Source organism: Sphingomonas sp. NFR15 (genome assembly GCF_900103265.1).
GTDB lineage: Bacteria > Pseudomonadota > Alphaproteobacteria > Sphingomonadales > Sphingomonadaceae > Sphingomonas > Sphingomonas pollutisoli.
Window position 1 is genome coordinate 687,753 of sequence record NZ_FMWX01000001.1, and the last position, 18,259, is coordinate 706,011.

Here is an 18,259-nt window from a genome sequence, read left to right on the forward strand (position 1 = left end):
TTCGCGGGGTTGACGCCGGAGCGAAACCCACGCATTTGCGCGCCCTCCACGCGATCGAGGCCCGATGGCGGAGTGGTGACGCAGAGGACTGCAAATCCTTGCACCCGGGTTCGATTCCCGGTCGGGCCTCCACTTCAATGCGCTGCGCTTTGGCGCGTCCCTGATGCAAGGGCGCTCGCGCGGCGCGTCCGGCGGCTCGCTTCGCATATAATCCTGCCTTAAGGCGTGGTGGTGATGACGCCCCTCACGACGACCGCCTTGTACCGCTACCCCGTGAAGAGCCTGCGCGGCCATGCGCTCGGCATGGCGACGATCGGCGCGCGCGGTATCGAAGGGGACCGGCGATGGATGATCGTCGATGCGAATGGCCGTTTCCTCACCCGCCGCGAAGCGCCCGAGATGGCGCTGTTCGACGTCCGTCCCGAAGGCGACGCGCTGGTGTTCGATCATCCCAAGGCCGGCGCTCACCGGACGCCCCGCCCGTCAGACACCGCGGCGCGGATCGATGCGCTAATCTGGGCCGACACGGTCAGCGTGCGGATGGCGGATGCCGCGACCAACGACTATCTCGCACGCGCACTGGGCAGGCCGGTTCGGCTGGTGTTCCAGGGCGACGAAGGGGTGCGTCCGGTCAGCCCCAGCCACGCCCTGCCCGGCGATCATGTCAGCCTGTCGGACGGCTATCCGCTGCTGATCGTCGCGCGCGCCTCGCTCGACGCGCTCAACGCCGCGCTGATGGTGCCGATCCCGGTCGAGCGGTTCCGCCCCAACCTCGTGGTCGATGGCGGCGCGGCGTGGGACGAGGATCGCTGGCGGCGGATCCGCATTGGCGGCGTGACCTTCCGCACGCCCAAATTGTGCTCGCGCTGCGTCATCATCACGCAGCAGCCGCTGACCGGGGCGCGGCTGGAGGGGAACGAGCCGCTCGCCACGCTGCGCAAGCTCGGCCGGATGGCGAAGGGCGGCGTGATGTTCGGGCAGAACGCGATTCCCGAAAATGACGGGGTGATCTCGCCGGGCGACCGGGTCGAGGTGCTCGAATGGGGCGAGTCGATCCTCGCCTAGCGCGGCGTCACCACAGCAGCCGGGCCGCGATCCCGATCAGCGCGACGCCGATCGCCGGCAGCGATCCGATTACCAGCCGATGCCGCGCCACCCCGGAATCGACGGCGAACGCGAAGGCCAGCCCGGCCGCAAGCATCGTCCACAGATGATATCGCAAGTCGGAGGCGACGCTCAGCACCAGATACCCGCCGCCGTAGAGCGCGGCCGACAGCGCCAGCGGCATCGTCACCCCCGGCACGCCCCACGCCGCGTACACCATGCCGAGCGCGAGCGCGATCCAGCAGATCGGCCAGCCGAGCGGAGTGCGGCAAGTCTGCACCGCCAGCCAGTCGAACGCGCGCTGGAGCGGGTTCCGCGCGATCCGATAGCCCCAGGGGTTGGGCGCGGATTGCGGCTGCACCGGCCGCTCGAACTCATGGCCAAGCAGGAAGCGCATGTTCGCATTGGCATGGCGTAGCCGGTGTTCGGCATAGGCGAGCGGATGCGCTGCGATCGCCCGCAGCCAGAACACATAGGGACTCTGATGCCGTGCGGCGAAGGTGTCGCGAATCAGCGCGAAGCCGATCGGGCACGGCTCCCCGACCCACCACGCGTAGCTGTCCCACCGCGCCGGATCGTAGCACCGATGGTTGACGGCGACTGGTTCCGCCACCGGCAGCGGCGGGAAGACATCGACGCCGCTATGTTCGGTGACGCCGCCGAGATCGAAGATCACCAGCGAGAGCGCGACGCCGCTGCGCTTGGCCCCGGTCGCATGGTTGGCAAGCGGCATCGCCACGGCGAGCGCGACTCCACCAGCGAGCGTGCAGGCGGCCAGCCGCGCGCGGGTGCGCCGCCAATTCGCCGGCAACACCGCCACGAGCAGCGGCAGCGCGGCGAGCAAAGCGTTGAAGCGCAATGTCGCGGCGAACACCAGCAGGGCGATCGCGGCCGCTCGCAGACCCCAGCGGCCCTCGCGGCCCGCCCACGCCCCCAGCCCCGCCGCCGCGAGCATGGCACCCGCCATCAGACTGTCCTTGAGCACCGAGCCGAGCGTCGCCAGCGCGAACGGCAGCAGCGCCGGCAGCACGATGAGCCACCCACGCCGGGCACGCGCGGCGAGCAGCGCGACGCCGGACCAGTACAGCCCGGCTTGCAACAGCAGCATCGGCGCGGGGCCGGGCTGCACCGCGATCAGCCGCCGCCACACCCATTCCATCGCGGGCGGATGCCAATCGTCGAAGGCGCCGCTGACCGCCTGGCCGTATTGGCGCACCGCGTCCCAATACATGATGCCGGGCCAATAGGCGGCGAGTTGCAACACCGCCGCGGCCACCAGCAGCGCCGCGACGACGCGGGGCGCGCGGGCCGTCAGGCGGGTTCGGCCCGCTTGGCGACGAGCGCGCCGACCTCGCCCGCCTGCCACGCGAGGATCGCCGGCACGCCGATGAGGAGGTCGCGCGCGCGCTTGAGCAGCGAGAGCGCGAGCGCGGTCGTCGGCGGCAAGCCGAACACCGGACCGATCAGCGCATAGGCGGCTTCCTGGATGCCGATCGCGCCGGGCACCGCGAAGGCGACGCTGCGCAGCGTGAAGATCAGCGCCTCGATCGTCAGCGCCGCCCACAGCGGCACGTGCGACCCCATGAACCACAATGCCACCCACGCCCCCGCCGCGCTGCCGATCCAGGCGAGCAGATTGAGCACGAAGGCGGCGAGGATGCGCTTGGGTTCGCGGTAGATCGCATCGAGCCGCGCGCGCACCGCGCCGACCGCGTCGACCGAGCCGGGGATCATCCGCGCCGCGACCGCGCCGACCAGCTTCAGCACCGGGCGCTGTCCAACGACGAACGCGAGCATCAGCACCGCCATCACGCCCAGCCCGCCGACGGCGAGCGGTACCAGCCCGGCGTGAACCGGCCCGCTGGTCAGCACGAAGAGAAGGGTCGAGACCCCGGCGATCGTGAACAGCAGTTGCGCCGCCATTTCGGTGGTCATGTCGGCGACCATCGACGCGTAGATCAACGAATCGGGAACGCCGCGCGTCGCGAGCGTACGCGCGCCGACGACCAAGCCGCCGAGTTGCGAGAAGGGCAGCACGTCGGTGGCCGCCTCGCGCGTGGTGCGCGCCCAGACGAACACGGGCAGCCGGCGCAGCGGCTCGCCCGGCGCGGTGACGAGCCACGCGCCACCAAGCAGCAGCAGCACGCCCGCCGAGCACAGCAGGAAGGCGCCCATGCCAAGCCAGCCGATCGCCGCCATCGCGGTGAACACCTGCCGGGCGCCGACCGCCCCGACCGTCCAGCCGGCGACCGCGATGCCGATGAGAGTTGCGACGAGCAGGCCGGCGCGCGCGAAACGGTTCATGCGGCGGCCGGGATCTTCTTCCGCATCAGCCGCAGCACGAGCCGGATCGCGCCCGGCACGAATTTGGGGCGGATAAGCCGCGCGTCATACGGCGCGAGCCGGCGGTCGTTCTCGGCGAGGCAGATCGCGGCGAGTTCGGGAAATTCGATCTCCACGCCCAACTCCTTCGATCCGTTCAGCGTGAAGTTGTTTTCCTGTGCCTTGGTGTTGTTGCCCATGCCCTTCGCCATGTCGATCCGCTCCCAGAACAGGAAGCACCACACGGCCCACACCTTGAGTTCGAAATACGGGCGACGCCACCACGGCATGTTGCGCCGCCACCAGGCGACCCAGTTCACGAAGAACAGGATGTGCCGCCCCTCCTCGCGCATCACCGGCTCGAACGTGTCGATCAGCTCGGGCGGGAAGAAGCCGGTGTCCTTGGCGATCTTGAACAGCCCAAACCCGAAGAAGCTGTCGATACATTCCGAGAAGCCCGAGCGCATGAACGCCCATTCGGCATCCCTCGGCTTGATGTAGGGCGGCTCGGGTTCGAGCACGATGCCATAGTGCTGGACCATGTCGGCGAGCACGATCTTGTGGCGCTTCTCCTCGAACGCGTCCATTTCGAGCGCGGTCTTGAGTTCGGGATCGCGCACGAAATCCGCGAAGGTCTGGACGAACAGGCCGGTGCGGCCCTCGGTCTGTACCGCCATGTCCCAGATCGGCAGCGACACGATCTTCGCGCGGACATCGTCTTCCAGCACGGGCCAGTCGATCAACGCGGGCGTGTAGGGATCATGCGTGTCGAGCAACGTACGACAGAACAGCACCTTGTGCGCCTGGCTGCCGAGTTTGACGCGCTCGCCCGGCGCGGGGCCGTCGGCTTCGATCTTGCCGGGGATATAGTTCATATGCGTGTTCCGTTCACAGATCGGAGAACCGCGCCAGCCGGATGCCGCCCCGCGCGATGATCTCCCGCGCTGCCGGATCGAGCAGCGCCGCCAGCTCTTCCTGATATTTATACCCCGGTGCGGCGAGCGGATAGTCGCCGGTGGCGGGGTGGAGATAGATTTCGCTGGTCCCCTCGGGCAGATGCCGCAGGATGCCGCGCAGCCGATCGGGCGTCATCCCGCCCGACCATGCGAGCCCGAAGACGTGATCGGGCGCTTTCATGCCCGCGCGCCTGAGCTTGGTGCGCACGCGGCGCGCGAACGGCGCGGCGATGTCCACGCCCTTGACCGGCTCGACCTTGCGGATCACCGCGCGCGGCTCGATCGGCGCGCGCCCGGCGCGCATTCCGAAGCGCTGCCCGACCGCGATCACGACCGACGCGATCGCCGGATGCATGTGCATGTGCTTGTGCGAATCGACGTGATCGAGCGGCAGCCCGGTCGCGACGAACAGGCGGAATTGCGCCTCGATCTCGGCGGTGAGCTGGCGCCGCACCGCCGGGCGCAACAGGATCGCGAGGCTGGTGCCAAGCGCCTCGATACGGAACATGCCGTTCGCATCGACGAGATCGGGAATCCGTTCGGGCGGAAGCGCGGGCGGCACCTCGGCGAGCGCGACGTGCAGGCCGACGCCGAGGCGCGGCATCGTTCGCGCCCGCGCCACCGCATCGGCACAGGCCGCGCCCGTCACCATCAGGCTGGTGGTGGTGAGGATGCCGTCGCGGTGCGCCTGCTCGATCGCGTCGTTGACCGGAACCGACACGCCGAAATCATCGGCGTTGAGAATGACCGTCTTCACCTGCCCGCCTTACGCCTCGCCGAAGCCGTAGAAGGCGGGATCGGCGAGCACGATATCGGCGACGCGCGGCGCGTTGGGGATGCCGATGCGGCGCAACAGCAGCACCATCGTCGCGCGGTCGCTCCCGCGCACCGCAAGTTCCCAATCCTCGAACAGCCCGCGCGCGGCGAGTCGTTCGTTCACCGTCATGTCCGACGCCGCCGTCACGATAGACTCCTCGTCGTCCGGGATTACACGGCCTCTTTGCGGCGGCGCAGGAAGTCGAAGAACTCGACGCCCTCGCGCAGACGGCGCTTCATCATGTCCCAGTCGCGCAGCATCTCCCACACGATCGAACCGATCTTGGAAGGACGGAAGTAGAAGCGCTTGTAGAACTCCTCGACCTTGTCGAAGATCACCGTCGCGTTGAGATGCGGGTAGGAAAGCTGCGCGATCTGATTGCCGTCGTCGGTGAGCAAGCTGTTGCTGTTGTCGAACCAGCCGTTTTCGGTCGCCTGCTTGTAGAGGAAGGTGCCGGGATAGGGCGCCGCCAGCGACACCTGGATCGTGTGCGGGTTGATCTCCTTGGCGTAGTTGATCGTTTCTTCGATCGTCTCCTCCGTCTCGCCGGGCAGGCCGAGGATGAAGGTGCCGTGGATCACGATGCCAAGCTCGTGACAGTCCTTGGTGAACTGCTTGGCCACGTCGACGCGCAGGCCCTTCTTGATGTTGTGGAGGATCTGCTGGTTGCCGCTCTCATAGCCGACCAGCAACAGACGCAGGCCGTTCGCCTTGAGGATTTCCAATGTCTTACGCGGCACATTCGCCTTGGCGTTGCAGCTCCACGTCATCGGGAAACCGGGCTTGCCGAAGCCCAGTTCGCCGAGCGCGATGGCGATTTCCTCGACGCGCGAATGGATGTCGGTCAGCGTATCGTCGTCGAAGAAGATCTCCTTGGTCTCGGGGATGTTCTCCATGATGTACTTCACTTCCTCGACCACCTTGGCGACCGAGCGGCCGCGGTAGTTGTGGCCGCCGATCGTCTGCGGCCACAGGCAGAAGGTGCAGCGGCTCTTGCAGCCACGACCGGTATAGAAGCTGACATACGGGTGCTTGAGATAGCCGCCGAAATATTTCTCGATCTGGAGGTCGCGCTTGTAGATCGGCGAGACCATCGGCAAGTCGTCCATGTTCTCGATCATCGCGCGGTCTTTGTTGCGGACGAACGATCCGTCCGGCGCGCGCCAGGTGATGCCATCGACTTCCGCGAGCGGCTTGCCCTCGGCGATTTCGAGGATCGTGAAATCATATTCCTCGCGCGCGACGAAATCGACCGAGGCGGTGGCGGCGAGGCTCTTGTCCGGCTCGACCGCGACCTTGGCACCGACGAAACCGATCAGCGCGGTGGGGTTGCGCGCGCGGATCAACTCGGCGCATTTCACGTCCTGCGCGAAACTGGGAGTCGATGTGTGGAGCACGATCAGCTCCATGCCATCGACCTCGTGCTTGATGTCGTCCCACGACTGGTCGTGCGCCGGCGCGTCGATCAGTTTGGAGCCGGGCACCATCGCCGCGGGCTGCGCGAGCCAGGTCGGATACCAGAACGACTTGACCTCGCGCTTCATCTGATAGCGCGCACCGGCCCCGCCGTCATATCCGTCGAACGAGGGGCCTTGCAGGAAAAGCGAACGCATCATGGTAAAGTCTCCGGGGCCGCAGCGATGCGGCCGTGTGGTTCTATTCTAAGCGTCGCGCCGCGCCAATCAACCGAGCGGACGAAGAAGCTGGCGCAATAGACCGCGAATCCGAAGATGTCGCGTATCGGCAACACCCAGGACGCGGCGGCGCGCCCGCGCGTGACCCGATTGACCGAAAATACGGCGAAAAGACGGACGGCGAGCGCGCATGACGCAAGTGTCATCCCCGCGACCGGCCACCACAGCGCCGCGAGCAGCGCCATCGGCAGCGGGAAGGTCACGATCAGCCCCGCATATGGCGCGAGAGCGAGATCGCGCACCGTCACGCCCCAGCGCAGTTCGTGCCGCCACAAGGCACGGGCGGAGCGCTCGTCGAAGGCGTGCGTCACCAGCAGCGGCGGCACCACCACGGACAGGCCGAGCCCGCGCACCGCCGCGCCGATCGCATAATCGTCGGCGAGCACGTCGGCGAAACGCGCGAAGCCACCGATCCGCGTCAGCGTCTCGCGGCGCATCGCGATGGTCGATCCCATGCAGGGTGCCGCGAGCCGATTCGCCACGCCGAAGATCAGCCCCAACAGGAACTGCCAGTCGATCCCCCCCGCGCCGAGCCGCGACCAGAAGCCGGCATCACCACGCCCGTGATAGGCGCAGGTGACGATGCCGACGCCCGGCGCATCGAGCGCGGCGAGCACCTGGCGAACATAGTCGCGGCCGACCGCGATGTCGCTGTCGCTGAGCATCACCACCGGATGCGAGATCGCGCCTTCCATATTGGCGAGGTTGGAGATCTTCCCGCTCGATCCGTGGCGCGTCGAATTGATGACGAGGTCGATCGTCGCATTGGGGTGGCGGCGCCGCAGCGCGTCGATCGCGCGAATCGCGGGGTCGTCGGCGCGCTGCACGCCGCACAGCAGTTGCACCGGGCCGGCGTGCGATTGGGCAAGGAAGCTCGCGAGATTGTCGAGGATGCGCGGCTCGGCGCCGTGGAGCGGCTTGAGGATGGTGACGCCAGTGGCTGTGTCGATCGTCGGCGCGGGTCGCGCGAAGAAGCGACGCAGCACGATCGTCGCCGCGAGCATCCAGCCGATGCCGATCGCGGCGAGCGCCAGCGCCAGCGCGCCGAAGATGGCGGTGATGTAACCCACGTCCGAACGTCCCACTCGCCCCGCGCCGCAAACGCCCTCACCGTTCGTCCCGAGCGACGTCGAGGGACACGCGGCTACCATTCATCATGTGCCTCGACTTCGCTCGGCACGAACGGCTGGGGAGCGTTCGATTCCTGCCGCGCCCCTACCCGCCTCGCGCCCGAATGTCAGCGCCTTCCTTCCGCCATGACTTTGGGTAAAGGGGCGCGGATGGACAGCAGCGATCTGGTTCTCGTCACCGGCGTCTCCGGGTTCGTCGGCTCCGCCGTGGCGCGGCGGCTGGCGGCGGAGGGGCGAAGCGTGCGCGGTCTCGCCCGCGCGAGCAGCGCGCGCGCCAATCTCGTCGATTTTCCGGGAGACCTGGTCGAGGGTGACGCGCGCGATCCGGCGGCGATGGCACGTGCGATGGCGGGGGTGCGGCACCTTTTCCACGTCGCCGCCGACTATCGGATCTGGGCGCCGGACCCCGAGGAGATCGTCCGCAACAATCTCGCCAGCACGCGCGCGGCGATGGAAGCGGCGCGCGAGGCGCGAGTCGAGCGCATCGTCTATACCAGCAGCGTCGCCACGCTGCTCCCAGACCCCGCCGGCCCCGCCGACGAGACCCGCCCCGCCACGCCCGAACAGGCGGTCGGCGCGTACAAACGCAGCAAGGTCGTGGCCGAACGGCTGGTCGAGACGATGGCGGCGGAGGGGCTGCCGGTGGTGATCGTCAACCCCTCTACCCCGATCGGCCCGCGCGACGTGCGCCCGACCCCGACCGGACGGATCATCGTCGAGGCCGCGTCGGGCAAGATGCCGGCGTTCGTCGATAGCGGGCTCAACCTCGTCCATGTCGATGACGTGGCCGAGGGGCATCTGCTCGCGCTCACGAAAGGGCGGATCGGCGAGCGCTACATCCTCGGTGGGCAGGACGTGTCGCTCGGGACGATGCTCGGCGAGATCGCCGCGCTGGTCGGGCGCAAGCCGCCGACACTCGCGCTGCCGCGTGGGCCGCTCTATCCGCTGGCATGGGCGAACGAACTGCTCGCGCGGGTGACGGGCAAGGAGCCGTTCCTGACGATCGATTCGCTCAAGATGGCGGGACACGCGATGTATTATTCGAGTGCCCGCGCGGAAGCCGAACTCGGCTATCGCGCGCGCCCGCATGTCGAGGCGCTCCGCGATGCGATTGAATGGTTCCGCGGCGCAGGGAAGATTCGGTGATCTGGCTGGGCGCGCTCACCGTCGCGATCTGGCTTGGCATCGCGCTCGGCCGTGACGGCTTCTGGCTGGCCCGCGAGCGGGACACGCAACCTACCCCGGCCCGCGACATGACTCCCCTCCCTGAAAGGGAGGGGCTGGGGGTGGGTTCCTCTCGTGGGAATGCCGCGCTCGCCCCGCACCCACCCACCCCCGTCCCCTCCCTTCCAGGGAGGGGAGAAGAAGGCTGGCCCTCCGTCGTCGCGGTCGTGCCCGCGCGCGACGAGGCCGAGGTGATCGCCGAGTCGATCGGCAGCCTCGTCGCGCAGGCGTATCCGGGCGCGTTCCGCATCCTCCTCGTCGATGACGGCAGCACTGACGGCACCGCCGAGATCGCCCGCGCCGCCGCGCGCGGATCGGAGCGACTGACGATCCTCCCCGGCGCGCCGCTCGCGCGCGGGTGGACCGGCAAGCTCTGGGCGGTTTCGCAGGGGATCGCGGCGGCGGGCGACGTGGACTATCTGCTGCTCACCGACGCCGATATCGCGCATGCGCCCGATACGCTTGCCAGCCTCGTCGCGCGCGCCGAGGGCGATGACCGCGTGCTGGTATCGCTGATGGCGCGGCTGCGCTGCGAGAGTCTCGCCGAACGCGCGCTGATCCCGGCGTTCGTGTGGTTCTTCCAGATGCTCTACCCGTTCCGCACCGTGAATGCGCGCCGGCGCGGCCTCGGCGGCGCGGCCGGCGGCGTGATGCTGGTGCGGCGCACCGCGCTCGAGGCGGCGGGCGGGATCGGCGCGGTGCGCGGCGCGCTGATCGACGATTGCACGTTCGGCGCGCTGATGAAGCGCCACGGCGCGATCTGGCTCGGGCTGACCGACCGCGCGCGCAGCATCCGCATATACGACACCGCCGAGTCGGTCGCGGCGATGATCTCGCGCTCGGCTTATGCGCAACTGCGCTATTCGCCGTGGTTGCTCGCCGGCACCACGATCGGGCTCGCGCTCACCTATCTCGCGCCGCCATTGCTTGCGCTGTTCGCACGGGGCTATGCGCAGGCGCTCGGGATCATGGCTTGGGTTTTGATGGGGCTTTTGTTTCAGCCGATGTTGCGATTCTACCACCGCTCGCCGCTGTGGGGCGCCGCCCTGCCCGCCATCGCGAGCTTCTACGCCGGCTGCACCTTGCTGTCGGCATGGCAACATGCGCGCGGACGCGGCGGCATGTGGAAGGGCCGCGCGCAAGCGGATCTCCAAGCATGAGCACAGCCGACGATCTCGCCTCCGGCAAGGGGCATAAGGACGAGAACTTCCCGGTCGCGTCGCTGCTCAAGCCGCAACACCGTGCGCCGATCCTCGCTTTCTACCGCTTCGCGCGCGCCGCCGACGACGTCGCCGACAATGCCGGGGCCAGCGCGGACGAGAAGCTCGCGCTGCTCCGCGCGATGCGCGCGAGCATCGCCGGCACCCGTGACGCCGACCCCGTATCGGTCGCGCTGCGCGGCGTGATGGCCGCACATCGGCTCGATCCCGTCCACGCGCTCGACCTGCTCACCGCGTTCGAGCGCGATTGCACGATCAACCGTTATCAGACCTGGGACGATCTGATCGACTATTGCCGCTATTCGGCTATGCCAGTCGGGCGCTACGTCCTCGACGTTCACGGTGAGGATCGCGCGCTGTGGCCGGCCAATGACGCCTTGTGCGCGGCGTTGCAGGTCATCAACCATCTGCAGGATTGCGGAAAGGACTATCGCGCGATCGACCGGGTCTACATTCCGCTCGCGGCGCTGGCGCGGCGTGGCGCGCAGGTCAGCGACCTGGGGCTGGACGCCGCGACGCCGGCCTTGCACGGCACGATCATCGACCTCGGCAACCAGACCCTCGCCCTGCTCGCCGACTCGAAGCGGTTCGCGCGCGGCATCCGCGATCGGCGGCTCGGTATGGAGGTGGCGATCATCCAGCGGCTCGCCGAGGATCTCACCCGCCGCGTCAAGACGCGCGATCCCCTGTCCGAACGCGTCCACCACACCAAGCTCGAAATGGCACGCATCGCCGGCGGCGCGGTGCTGGCCTATTTGGTGGGCCAGGCATGAACCCCAAGGCGACTCCCGCTTCGCTCCAGGCGCAGGTCTCCGGCAGCAGCTTCTACGCCGGCATGCGCGTGCTGCCCAAGGCCGAGCGCGAGGCGATGTACGCGGTCTATGCGTTCTGCCGCGCGGTCGACGACATCGCCGACGACCAGCAGGGCGACCGCGCCAGCCGCGCGGTGGCGCTCGATGCGTGGCGCAACGATATCGAGGCGCTGTATGCGGGCGGCGATCCCGGCCAGGCCGCGCTGGTGGCGGACGCGGTGCGGCGGTTCGATCTGCAGAAGGATGATTTCCTCGCCGTCATCGACGGCATGGCGACGGATGTGGCCGGCGAAGTGCGCTGGGTGCCGTTCGAAACGCTCGATCTCTATTGCGATCGGGTGGCGTCGGCGGTGGGGCGGCTGTCGGTCAACATCTTCGGGATGGACCGCGCGACCGGCGTGACGCTGTCGCACCACCTCGGCCGCGCGCTGCAATTCACCAACATCCTGCGCGATATCGACGAGGATGCCGCGATCGGCCGGGTCTATCTGGCGGGCGAGCATCTCACCGCCGCCGGCATTCCCTTCACCACGCCGATCGAGGTGGTGAACGATCCGCGCATCGACGCCGCCTGCCGCCCGCTCGCCGCGATCGCGCACCGCCACTATGCCGAAGCGAACGCGATCCTCGCCAGACGCCCGCACGGCCATCTGATCGCGCCGCGGCTGATGGCGGCGGTCTATGCGCCGATCCTGTCGCGAATGGAAAAAGCCGGGTGGGCGCCGCCCCGCACCCGCATCCGCACCAACAAGCCCGCGCTGATCCTCACCGCCCTGCGGCTCTGGCTGTTCCGGTGAGCCGGCGCGCGCGCGTGATCGGCGCCGGTATGGCGGGACTGTCTGCGGCGGTGGAACTCGCGCGCGGCGGGTTCGCGGTGTCGATCTCGGAAGGCGCGGCGCAAGCGGGCGGTCGCTGCCGCAGCTACCACGATCCGCAACTCGGCCGCGTGATCGACAATGGCAACCATCTCGTCCTCTCGGGCAATGACGGTGTGGCGCAGTTCCTCGCCACGATCGGCGCGTCCGATCGGCTCGCTGGTCCGGACAGCGCGGAGTTCGACTTCGCCGATCGCCGCACCGGCGAACGCTGGAGCTTCCGACCCAATGACGGCCGGCTCCCGTGGTGGATCTTCTCCAAAACGCGGCGTGTCCCCGGGACCACCGCGCGCGACTATCTGCGGCTCGCCGCGCTGACTTCGGGCAAGCGCGGCCAGACCGTCGCCGACCGAATCGAAACGCGCGGCGTGCTGTGGGAGCGTCTGCTCGAGCCGGTGCTGCTCGCCGCGCTCAACACCGCGCCTGCGGATGGCGACGTCACGCTGACCGCCGCGATCGTCAATCAGACGCTCGGGCGCGGCGGCAAGGCGATGAAGCCGCGGATCGCAGAGCCGACGCTCGCCGCCGCGTTCGTCGATCCGGCGACCGAGTGGCTCGCGGCGCGCGGCGCCAGCCTTGCGCTCGGCGAGCGATTGCGCGCGATCGGCTTCGATGGCGACCGCGTGATCACGCTGGACTTCGGCAACGGCGCCGAGCCGGTCGCGCCCGACGAAGCGATCATCCTGGCGGTGCCGGCGTGGATCGCCGAGAGCCTCGTCCCCGATCTGACCGTGCCCGACGATCACCGCGCGATCATCAACGCGCATTTCGCCTTCACGCCGCCGCCCGGCACGCCGCCGATGGTGGGCGTGATCGGCGGCACCGCCGAGTGGATTTTCGCCTTTCCGGATCGCTTGTCCGTGACGGTCAGCGGCGCCGACCGGCTGATCGACACCGATCGCTCCGAGCTCGCCGCCGCCTTCTGGGCCGATATCGCCGCGATCCACCAACTGCCGCCCGAGCTGCCGCGCTGGCAGATCGTCAAGGAGAAGCGCGCGACCTTCGCCGCCACGCCCGCGCAGGAACGCCGCCGCCCACCTGCCGCCACGCGCTGGCGCAACCTGTTCCTCGCCGGCGACTGGACGCAAACCGGGCTGCCCGCCACGATCGAGGGTGCGCTCCGCTCGGGCGCGACCGCCGCGCGCTTGGCGCGCGACGCCCGGCTGCTATAGGCGCTGCGATGGCCACTCTGCTGGAAACCCCCGATCTCGTCGCGATCGCCGATGCCGCCACCACCCGCGCCGCCGCCGCACTCGCCGCCGCGCAGAAGCCCGATGGACATTGGGTTTTCGAGCTTGAGGCCGACGCCACCATCCCGGCCGAATATGTGCTGCTGCGCCATTACCTCGGCGAGCCGCGTGCGGTTGAACTGGAGGCGAAGATCGGCCGCTATCTGCGCCGCATCCAGGGCGCGCACCACGGCTGGCCGCTGTTCCACGGCGGCGCGTTCGACGTCAGCGCGAGCGTGAAGGCCTATTATGCGCTCAAGATGATCGGCGACGATGTCGATGCGCCGCACATGGCAGCGGCGCGGCGCGCCATCCTAGCGGCGGGTGGTGCCGAGGCGGCGAACGTCTTTACGCGGATCCAGCTCGCGCTGTTCGGCGCCGGGCCGTGGAAAGCAGTGCCGACGCTGCCGGTCGAACTGATCCTGCTGCCGCGCTGGTTCCCGGTGCATCTGTCGAAAATGTCCTATTGGGCGCGCACCGTCATCGTGCCGCTGCTGGTGCTCGCGGTGAAGCGACCGGTCGCGCGCAACCCGCTCGGGATCAAGGTCGACGAACTGTACACCGGCAAGGCCAAGCCGCCCGAGAGCAAGGCCGCCGATACCAAGCGCGGCTGGACGTTGTTCTTCAACGGGCTCGACGTGGTGCTGAAAGGCGTTGAGGGGCTGTGGCCCAAGCGCACCCGCGAACGCGCGATCCAGGCGTGCGTCGATTTCACCGTCGAGCGGCTGAACGGTGAGGATGGCCTTGGCGCGATTTATCCGGCGATGGCGAACAGCGTGATGATGTTCGATTGCCTCGGCTATGCCGAGGATCATCCGCACCGCGCGATCGCCCGCCAGTCGGTCGAGAAGCTGTTGGTCGTCAAGGACGACGAGGCGTACTGCCAGCCCTGCGTCTCGCCGGTGTGGGACACCGCGCTCGCCGCGCACGCGATGCTCGAGGCGGGCGGCGCGGAGAACGAGGCGCGCGCCGATGCCGCGCTCGAATGGCTACGCCCGTTGCAGGTGCTCGACGTCAAGGGCGACTGGGCCGATCAGCGGCCGGACGTGCGACCGGGCGGCTGGGCGTTCCAGTACAACAACGCGCATTATCCCGATCTCGACGACACCGCCGTGGTGGTGATGGCGATGGACCGCGCCGCGCCGCGATCGGGCGCGGATTACCGCATGGCGATCGATCGCGCGGTCGAGTGGACGGTGGGCTTGCAAAGCAAGGGCGGCGGCTGGGGCGCGTTCGACGCCGACAACCACCATCATTACCTCAACAACATCCCCTTCGCCGATCACGGCGCGCTGCTCGACCCGCCGACCAGCGACGTGTCGGCGCGGGCGGTGTCGATGCTCGGCCAGTTGGGCGAGCCGCTCGACAGCCCCCGGATGCGCGAGGCGCTCGGCTTCCTCGAACGCGAGCAGATGGCGGATGGAAGCTGGTTCGGGCGCTGGGGAGTGAATTACATCTACGGCACATGGTCGGTGCTGTGCGCGCTCAACGCGGCCGGGGTCGATCCACAGTCGCCGATGGTGCGCAAGGCGGTCGCGTGGCTGGTCGCGATCCAGAACGCCGATGGCGGCTGGGGCGAGGATTGCGACAGCTATGATCTCGCCTACACCGGCCACACCCCTGCCCCGTCGACCGCCTCGCAGACCGGCTGGGCGCTGCTCGCGCTGATGGCGGCTGGCGAGGTCGATCATCCGGCGGTGGAACGCGGCGTGCGCCATCTCGCCGAAACGCAAGCCGAGGACGGGTTGTGGGGGCAGGAGATGTACACCGGCGGCGGTTTCCCGCGCGTGTTCTACCTACGCTACCACGGCTATCCCAAATATTTCCCGCTGTGGGCGCTGGCGCGCTACCGCAATCTCAAGCGCTCGAATGACCGGCGGGTGGCGGTCGGGATGTGACCTTGCTCGTCGCCTGCGGGCTGACGCGCGAAGCGCGGATCTTCGCGCGGGATGATGTGGTGGCGGTCGCCGGCGGCGGTGACGCGGCGCGGCTCGAGGGCGGGCTGGAGGCCGCGGTTGCCAGGGGCGGCGTGCGTGCGATCCTGTCGGGCGGCATCGCCGGCGCGCTCGATCCTTCGCTCAAGCCCGGCGACGTGGTGATCGGCATCCTGTTCTCCCGCGAAAGCGGGAGTCCAGAGCAACCGAACGAAGCGTTTGCGGCGCTGGACTCCCGCTTTCGCGGGAGAACGGCGGAGATGTTCCCGAAGGCGCGGTTCGGCCACATCGTCGGCAGCGACACGATCGTCGCGACGCTCGCCAGCAAGCGCGCGCTCTACGAAGCGACCGGCGCGCTCGCGGTGGACATGGAATCGCACATCGCCGCGCGCGTCGCCGCGCGCCACGCCCTGCCCTTCGCAACCCTGCGCACGATCTCCGACGCGGCGAACCACGTCCTGCCGCCCGCTGCGCTGGTCGGTATGAAACCCGATGGCGGCATGGCGCTCGGCGCGGTCCTCGCCTCGCTCGCGCGGCAGCCGTCGCAGTTACCCGCGCTTATTCGCACCGGCCGCGACGCGGCGCGCGCGTTCAGGGCGCTGGAGCGGGCCTGGACCTCCTTCGAGATCTGACCCGCCCGTTCGTTACGCCGCCCGCTGTGTCCGCCGGAACCCTTCCGGGTCCGCCGCCTTGATCTTCGCCAGCTCGCGCTCGACGTGAGTCGAGTGGACATCCTCGGCCGGGCGGGCGCGCGAGAGGTCGATATCGGGCGCCATCGGGCCTTCGGTGCGGATGCCCTTGCGACCGACGTTGAACATCGCGAGCGGATTGCGGATCGATTCGCTCGCCGCCGTCCCTTCGAAACCGCAATGGACCATGCAGTTCGAGCATTTCTCGTACTTGCCGACGCCGTACTGGTCCCAGTCGGTGCCTTCCATCAGCTCGGCGAAGGTCTGCACATAGCCTTCGCCGATGAGGTAGCAGGGCTTCTGCCAGCCGAAGACGGTGCGCAGCGGCATCGACCACGGCGTGCATTCATAAGAACGATTGCCGGCCAGGAAATCGAGGAACAGCGGCGAGTTGGTAAAGGTCCACGCCTTGCCGCCGTTGCCGCGGCGGAACACGTCGCGGAAGAACGTCTTGGTGCGCTCGCGCGTTAGGAAATGCTCCTGATCGGCGGCGCGCTCGTATGAATAGCCGGGCGACAGCGTGATCTCGACGCCGCGCTTCTCCATTTCGTCGAAGAACGATGCGAGGCGTGCCGGATCGGCGCCGTCGAACACGGTGCAATTGACCTGCACGCGGAAGCCGCGCGACTTGGCCAGTTCGATCGCCTCGACCGCAACCTCATAGGTGCCGTCCTGATCGACCGCGTGATCGTGCATGCCCTTGTCGCCATCGAGATGGATCGACCAGGTGAAGAAGTTCGACGGCTTGTACTGGTCGATCTTCTTCTTGAGCAGCAAAGCGTTGGTGCAGAGGATCACGAACTTCTTCTTCGCGATATAGCCCTCGACGATCCTGGGCATGTCGCGGTGGAGGAGCGGCTCGCCGCCGGCGATCGACACGGCGGGCGCGCCGCATTCGTCGATCGCCTCCATGCATTGTTCATACGACAGGCGCTGGTTGAGGATCGGATCGGGATAGTCGATCTTGCCGCAACCGGGGCAGGCGAGATTGCAGCGCAGCAGCGGTTCGAGCATCAGCACGAGCGGATATTTGCCCCCGCCGATATGCTTGCGCAGCGTATAGCTGCCGATGCGGGCGAGCGCGGGAAGCGGAAGGCTCATGGTCTGTTCGTCCTAGTTCGCCATTGCAGCGTGGCTGGCGGCGGTCATCGGTCCTCTTAGCTCACGCGGGAGGGCGAATTCCAGTGTCTCTTCAATCCCGTCGAGCTGGCTGACCTCGACCGGACCGATCCGGCGCAGCGCGGCGATGACGTCATCGACCAGCGCGTCGGGTGCGGAAGCGCCGGCGGTGAGGCCGACCGTCTCGACCCCGTCGAACCAGGCGGGATCGATCTCGCTGCCATCGGCGACGAGATAGCTCGGCAACCCTTCGTCGGCGCCGAGATCGCGAAGCCGGCTCGAATTGGAGCTGTTGGCGGCCCCGACCACGAGCAGCAGATCGGCGACGCGGCACAGATCGCGCACCGCGGTCTGGCGGTTTTGCGTGGCATAGCAGATTTCCGAGACGTCGGGGCCGATCAGATTGCGGAAGCGCGCCTTCAAGGCCGCGATGATCGAGCGCGTATCGTCGACGCTGAGCGTGGTCTGGGTGATGTACGCGATCTCGCCATCGTCGGGCAGATCGAGATCGGCCACCGCTGCCGCCGAGGATACGAGATGCACCGGCGCATCGACCTGGCCAACGGTGCCGACCACCTCGGCATGTCCCTCATGCCCGATCAGCACCAGGGTACGGCCGGCGCTGGCATAGCGGCGCCCTTGCAGATGCACCTTGGTGACGAGCGGGCACGTCGCGTCGAGCACGGGCAGGCCGCGCGCCGCCGCTTCCTCCTCCACGGTGCGCGCGACGCCGTGCGCGCTGAACACCGTCATCGCACCAGCGGGCACTTCCGACAATTCCTCCACGAACACCGCGCCCTTGCGGCGCAACGTATCGACGACATGTTTGTTGTGGACGATCTCATGCCGCACGTAGACAGGCGCGCCATAACGCTCGATCGCCCGCTCGACGATCTCGATCGCCCGCACCACACCCGCACAAAATCCGCGCGGGTTCGCCAAGATCACGCGCAAGGCGCCGTCCTTTCCGAATTCAACCACTCTCATACCGCGAGACGGGCGGTTCCAAACCCCGCATCGCTGCCCCTGTCCCGCTGCATATGCGAAGGCTTGGCCGAAAAATGAAGCGGAAAAAGGGCAAGCTATACCGGTCGGTACTGAAAGCCGGTCCTGTTCAGCCGCGCGTCAGGGCTT

17 protein-coding genes and 1 tRNA gene are annotated in these 18,259 nt (G+C 68.3%); 9 read left to right on the top strand and 9 right to left on the bottom strand.

All coding sequences use genetic code 11. The annotated features are described in order from the left end of the window. Positions 1-58: 58 nt before the first annotated feature. A tRNA-Cys gene (locus BLS81_RS03270) sits at positions 59-132 on the top strand. Positions 133-234: 102 nt separating this feature from the next. After that, a complete protein-coding gene (locus tag BLS81_RS03275) occupies positions 235-1,065 on the top strand; it encodes an MOSC domain-containing protein (RefSeq protein ID WP_093220654.1) in 831 nt (276 codons plus the stop codon). A 7-nt stretch (positions 1,066-1,072) separates the two neighbouring features. On the opposite strand, the gene BLS81_RS03280 is transcribed toward BLS81_RS03275, so the two are convergent. From BLS81_RS03280 to hpnI, 7 genes are read right to left on the bottom strand one after another with little or no spacing between them, the layout of a single operon-like run. Continuing rightward, on the bottom strand, positions 1,073-2,380 hold the full coding sequence (locus BLS81_RS03280; protein ID WP_256326040.1) for a hypothetical protein: 1,308 nt from the start codon (positions 2,378-2,380) through the stop codon (positions 1,073-1,075). A 35-nt stretch (positions 2,381-2,415) separates the two neighbouring features. Next, on the bottom strand, positions 2,416-3,408 hold the full coding sequence (locus BLS81_RS03285; RefSeq protein WP_093220656.1) for a lysylphosphatidylglycerol synthase domain-containing protein: 993 nt from the start codon (positions 3,406-3,408) through the stop codon (positions 2,416-2,418). Further along, positions 3,405-4,301 carry an aminomethyltransferase gene (locus BLS81_RS03290; protein ID WP_093220659.1) on the bottom strand — a complete coding sequence of 299 codons (897 nt, stop codon included), beginning with the start codon at positions 4,299-4,301 and terminating at the stop codon, positions 3,405-3,407. Before BLS81_RS03290 ends, BLS81_RS03285 begins: the two co-directional genes overlap by 4 nt. 13 nt (positions 4,302-4,314) lie before the next feature. Further along, entirely contained in the window at positions 4,315-5,139 is an 825-nt protein-coding gene (hpnK, locus tag BLS81_RS03295; protein ID WP_093220661.1) for a hopanoid biosynthesis-associated protein HpnK, read from the bottom strand. 9 nt (positions 5,140-5,148) lie between these two features. Beyond that, complete coding sequence (locus tag BLS81_RS03300) at positions 5,149-5,346, bottom strand: hypothetical protein (protein ID WP_093220664.1); 198 nt, start codon at positions 5,344-5,346, stop codon at positions 5,149-5,151. A gap of 23 nt (positions 5,347-5,369) precedes the next feature. Next, positions 5,370-6,815 carry a hopanoid biosynthesis associated radical SAM protein HpnJ gene (hpnJ, locus tag BLS81_RS03305; RefSeq protein ID WP_093220666.1) on the bottom strand — a complete coding sequence of 482 codons (1,446 nt, stop codon included), beginning with the start codon at positions 6,813-6,815 and terminating at the stop codon, positions 5,370-5,372. Further along, entirely contained in the window at positions 6,812-8,044 is a 1,233-nt protein-coding gene (gene hpnI, locus BLS81_RS03310; protein WP_093220669.1) for a bacteriohopanetetrol glucosamine biosynthesis glycosyltransferase HpnI, read from the bottom strand. Before hpnI ends, hpnJ begins: the two co-directional genes overlap by 4 nt. Positions 8,045-8,173: 129 nt before the next feature. Between hpnI and hpnA the strand changes: the two genes are divergently transcribed. The 7 genes from hpnA to BLS81_RS03345 are packed head-to-tail and all read left to right on the top strand — an operon-like array spanning position 8,174 to position 15,949. Then, positions 8,174-9,169, top strand: coding sequence for a hopanoid-associated sugar epimerase (hpnA, locus tag BLS81_RS03315; RefSeq protein ID WP_093220671.1), 996 nt, complete (start codon positions 8,174-8,176; stop codon positions 9,167-9,169). Continuing rightward, a complete protein-coding gene (locus tag BLS81_RS03320; RefSeq protein WP_371128238.1) occupies positions 9,139-10,407 on the top strand; it encodes a glycosyltransferase in 1,269 nt (422 codons plus the stop codon). The genes hpnA and BLS81_RS03320 overlap by 31 nt, the downstream gene beginning before the upstream one ends. After that, complete coding sequence (gene hpnC, locus BLS81_RS03325) at positions 10,404-11,240, top strand: squalene synthase HpnC (protein WP_093220674.1); 837 nt, start codon at positions 10,404-10,406, stop codon at positions 11,238-11,240. The genes BLS81_RS03320 and hpnC overlap by 4 nt, the downstream gene beginning before the upstream one ends. Next, a complete protein-coding gene (gene hpnD / locus BLS81_RS03330; RefSeq protein ID WP_093220678.1) occupies positions 11,237-12,076 on the top strand; it encodes a presqualene diphosphate synthase HpnD in 840 nt (279 codons plus the stop codon). The genes hpnC and hpnD overlap by 4 nt, the downstream gene beginning before the upstream one ends. Continuing rightward, positions 12,073-13,326, top strand: coding sequence for a hydroxysqualene dehydroxylase HpnE (gene hpnE / locus BLS81_RS03335; protein ID WP_256326043.1), 1,254 nt, complete (start codon positions 12,073-12,075; stop codon positions 13,324-13,326). The genes hpnD and hpnE overlap by 4 nt, the downstream gene beginning before the upstream one ends. An 8-nt stretch (positions 13,327-13,334) precedes the next feature. Further along, entirely contained in the window at positions 13,335-15,281 is a 1,947-nt protein-coding gene (shc, locus tag BLS81_RS03340; RefSeq protein ID WP_093220681.1) for a squalene--hopene cyclase, read from the top strand. Then, a complete protein-coding gene (locus tag BLS81_RS03345; protein WP_093220683.1) occupies positions 15,278-15,949 on the top strand; it encodes a phosphorylase family protein in 672 nt (223 codons plus the stop codon). The genes shc and BLS81_RS03345 overlap by 4 nt, the downstream gene beginning before the upstream one ends. A 12-nt stretch (positions 15,950-15,961) precedes the next feature. Here the strand turns inward: BLS81_RS03345 and hpnH are convergent, their stop codons facing one another. After that, a complete protein-coding gene (hpnH, locus tag BLS81_RS03350; RefSeq protein ID WP_093220686.1) occupies positions 15,962-17,107 on the bottom strand; it encodes an adenosyl-hopene transferase HpnH in 1,146 nt (381 codons plus the stop codon). 12 nt (positions 17,108-17,119) lie between these two features. Continuing rightward, positions 17,120-18,112, bottom strand: a complete 993-nt coding sequence (gene ispH, locus BLS81_RS03355; protein ID WP_176787006.1) for a 4-hydroxy-3-methylbut-2-enyl diphosphate reductase — start codon at positions 18,110-18,112, stop codon at positions 17,120-17,122. Positions 18,113-18,259: the final 147 nt, after the last annotated feature.

Excerpts from the sequence above, each read along its gene's own strand:
- BLS81_RS03275 (WP_093220654.1), top strand. The coding sequence starts at position 235 with ATGACGCCCCTCACGACGACCGCCTTGTACCGCTACCCCGTGAAGAGC.
- BLS81_RS03285 (WP_093220656.1), bottom strand. The coding sequence starts at position 3,408 with ATGAACCGTTTCGCGCGCGCCGGCCTGCTCGTCGCAACTCTCATCGGC.
- BLS81_RS03290 (WP_093220659.1), bottom strand. The coding sequence starts at position 4,301 with ATGAACTATATCCCCGGCAAGATCGAAGCCGACGGCCCCGCGCCGGGC.
- hpnJ (WP_093220666.1), bottom strand. The coding sequence starts at position 6,815 with ATGATGCGTTCGCTTTTCCTGCAAGGCCCCTCGTTCGACGGATATGAC.
- hpnI (WP_093220669.1), bottom strand. The coding sequence starts at position 8,044 with ATGGTAGCCGCGTGTCCCTCGACGTCGCTCGGGACGAACGGTGAGGGC.
- hpnA (WP_093220671.1), top strand. The coding sequence starts at position 8,174 with ATGGACAGCAGCGATCTGGTTCTCGTCACCGGCGTCTCCGGGTTCGTC.
- BLS81_RS03320 (WP_371128238.1), top strand. The coding sequence starts at position 9,139 with ATGGTTCCGCGGCGCAGGGAAGATTCGGTGATCTGGCTGGGCGCGCTC.
- hpnC (WP_093220674.1), top strand. The coding sequence starts at position 10,404 with ATGAGCACAGCCGACGATCTCGCCTCCGGCAAGGGGCATAAGGACGAG.
- hpnD (WP_093220678.1), top strand. The coding sequence starts at position 11,237 with ATGAACCCCAAGGCGACTCCCGCTTCGCTCCAGGCGCAGGTCTCCGGC.
- shc (WP_093220681.1), top strand. The coding sequence starts at position 13,335 with ATGGCCACTCTGCTGGAAACCCCCGATCTCGTCGCGATCGCCGATGCC.
- hpnH (WP_093220686.1), bottom strand. The coding sequence starts at position 17,107 with ATGAGCCTTCCGCTTCCCGCGCTCGCCCGCATCGGCAGCTATACGCTG.
- ispH (WP_176787006.1), bottom strand. The coding sequence starts at position 18,112 with ATGAGAGTGGTTGAATTCGGAAAGGACGGCGCCTTGCGCGTGATCTTG.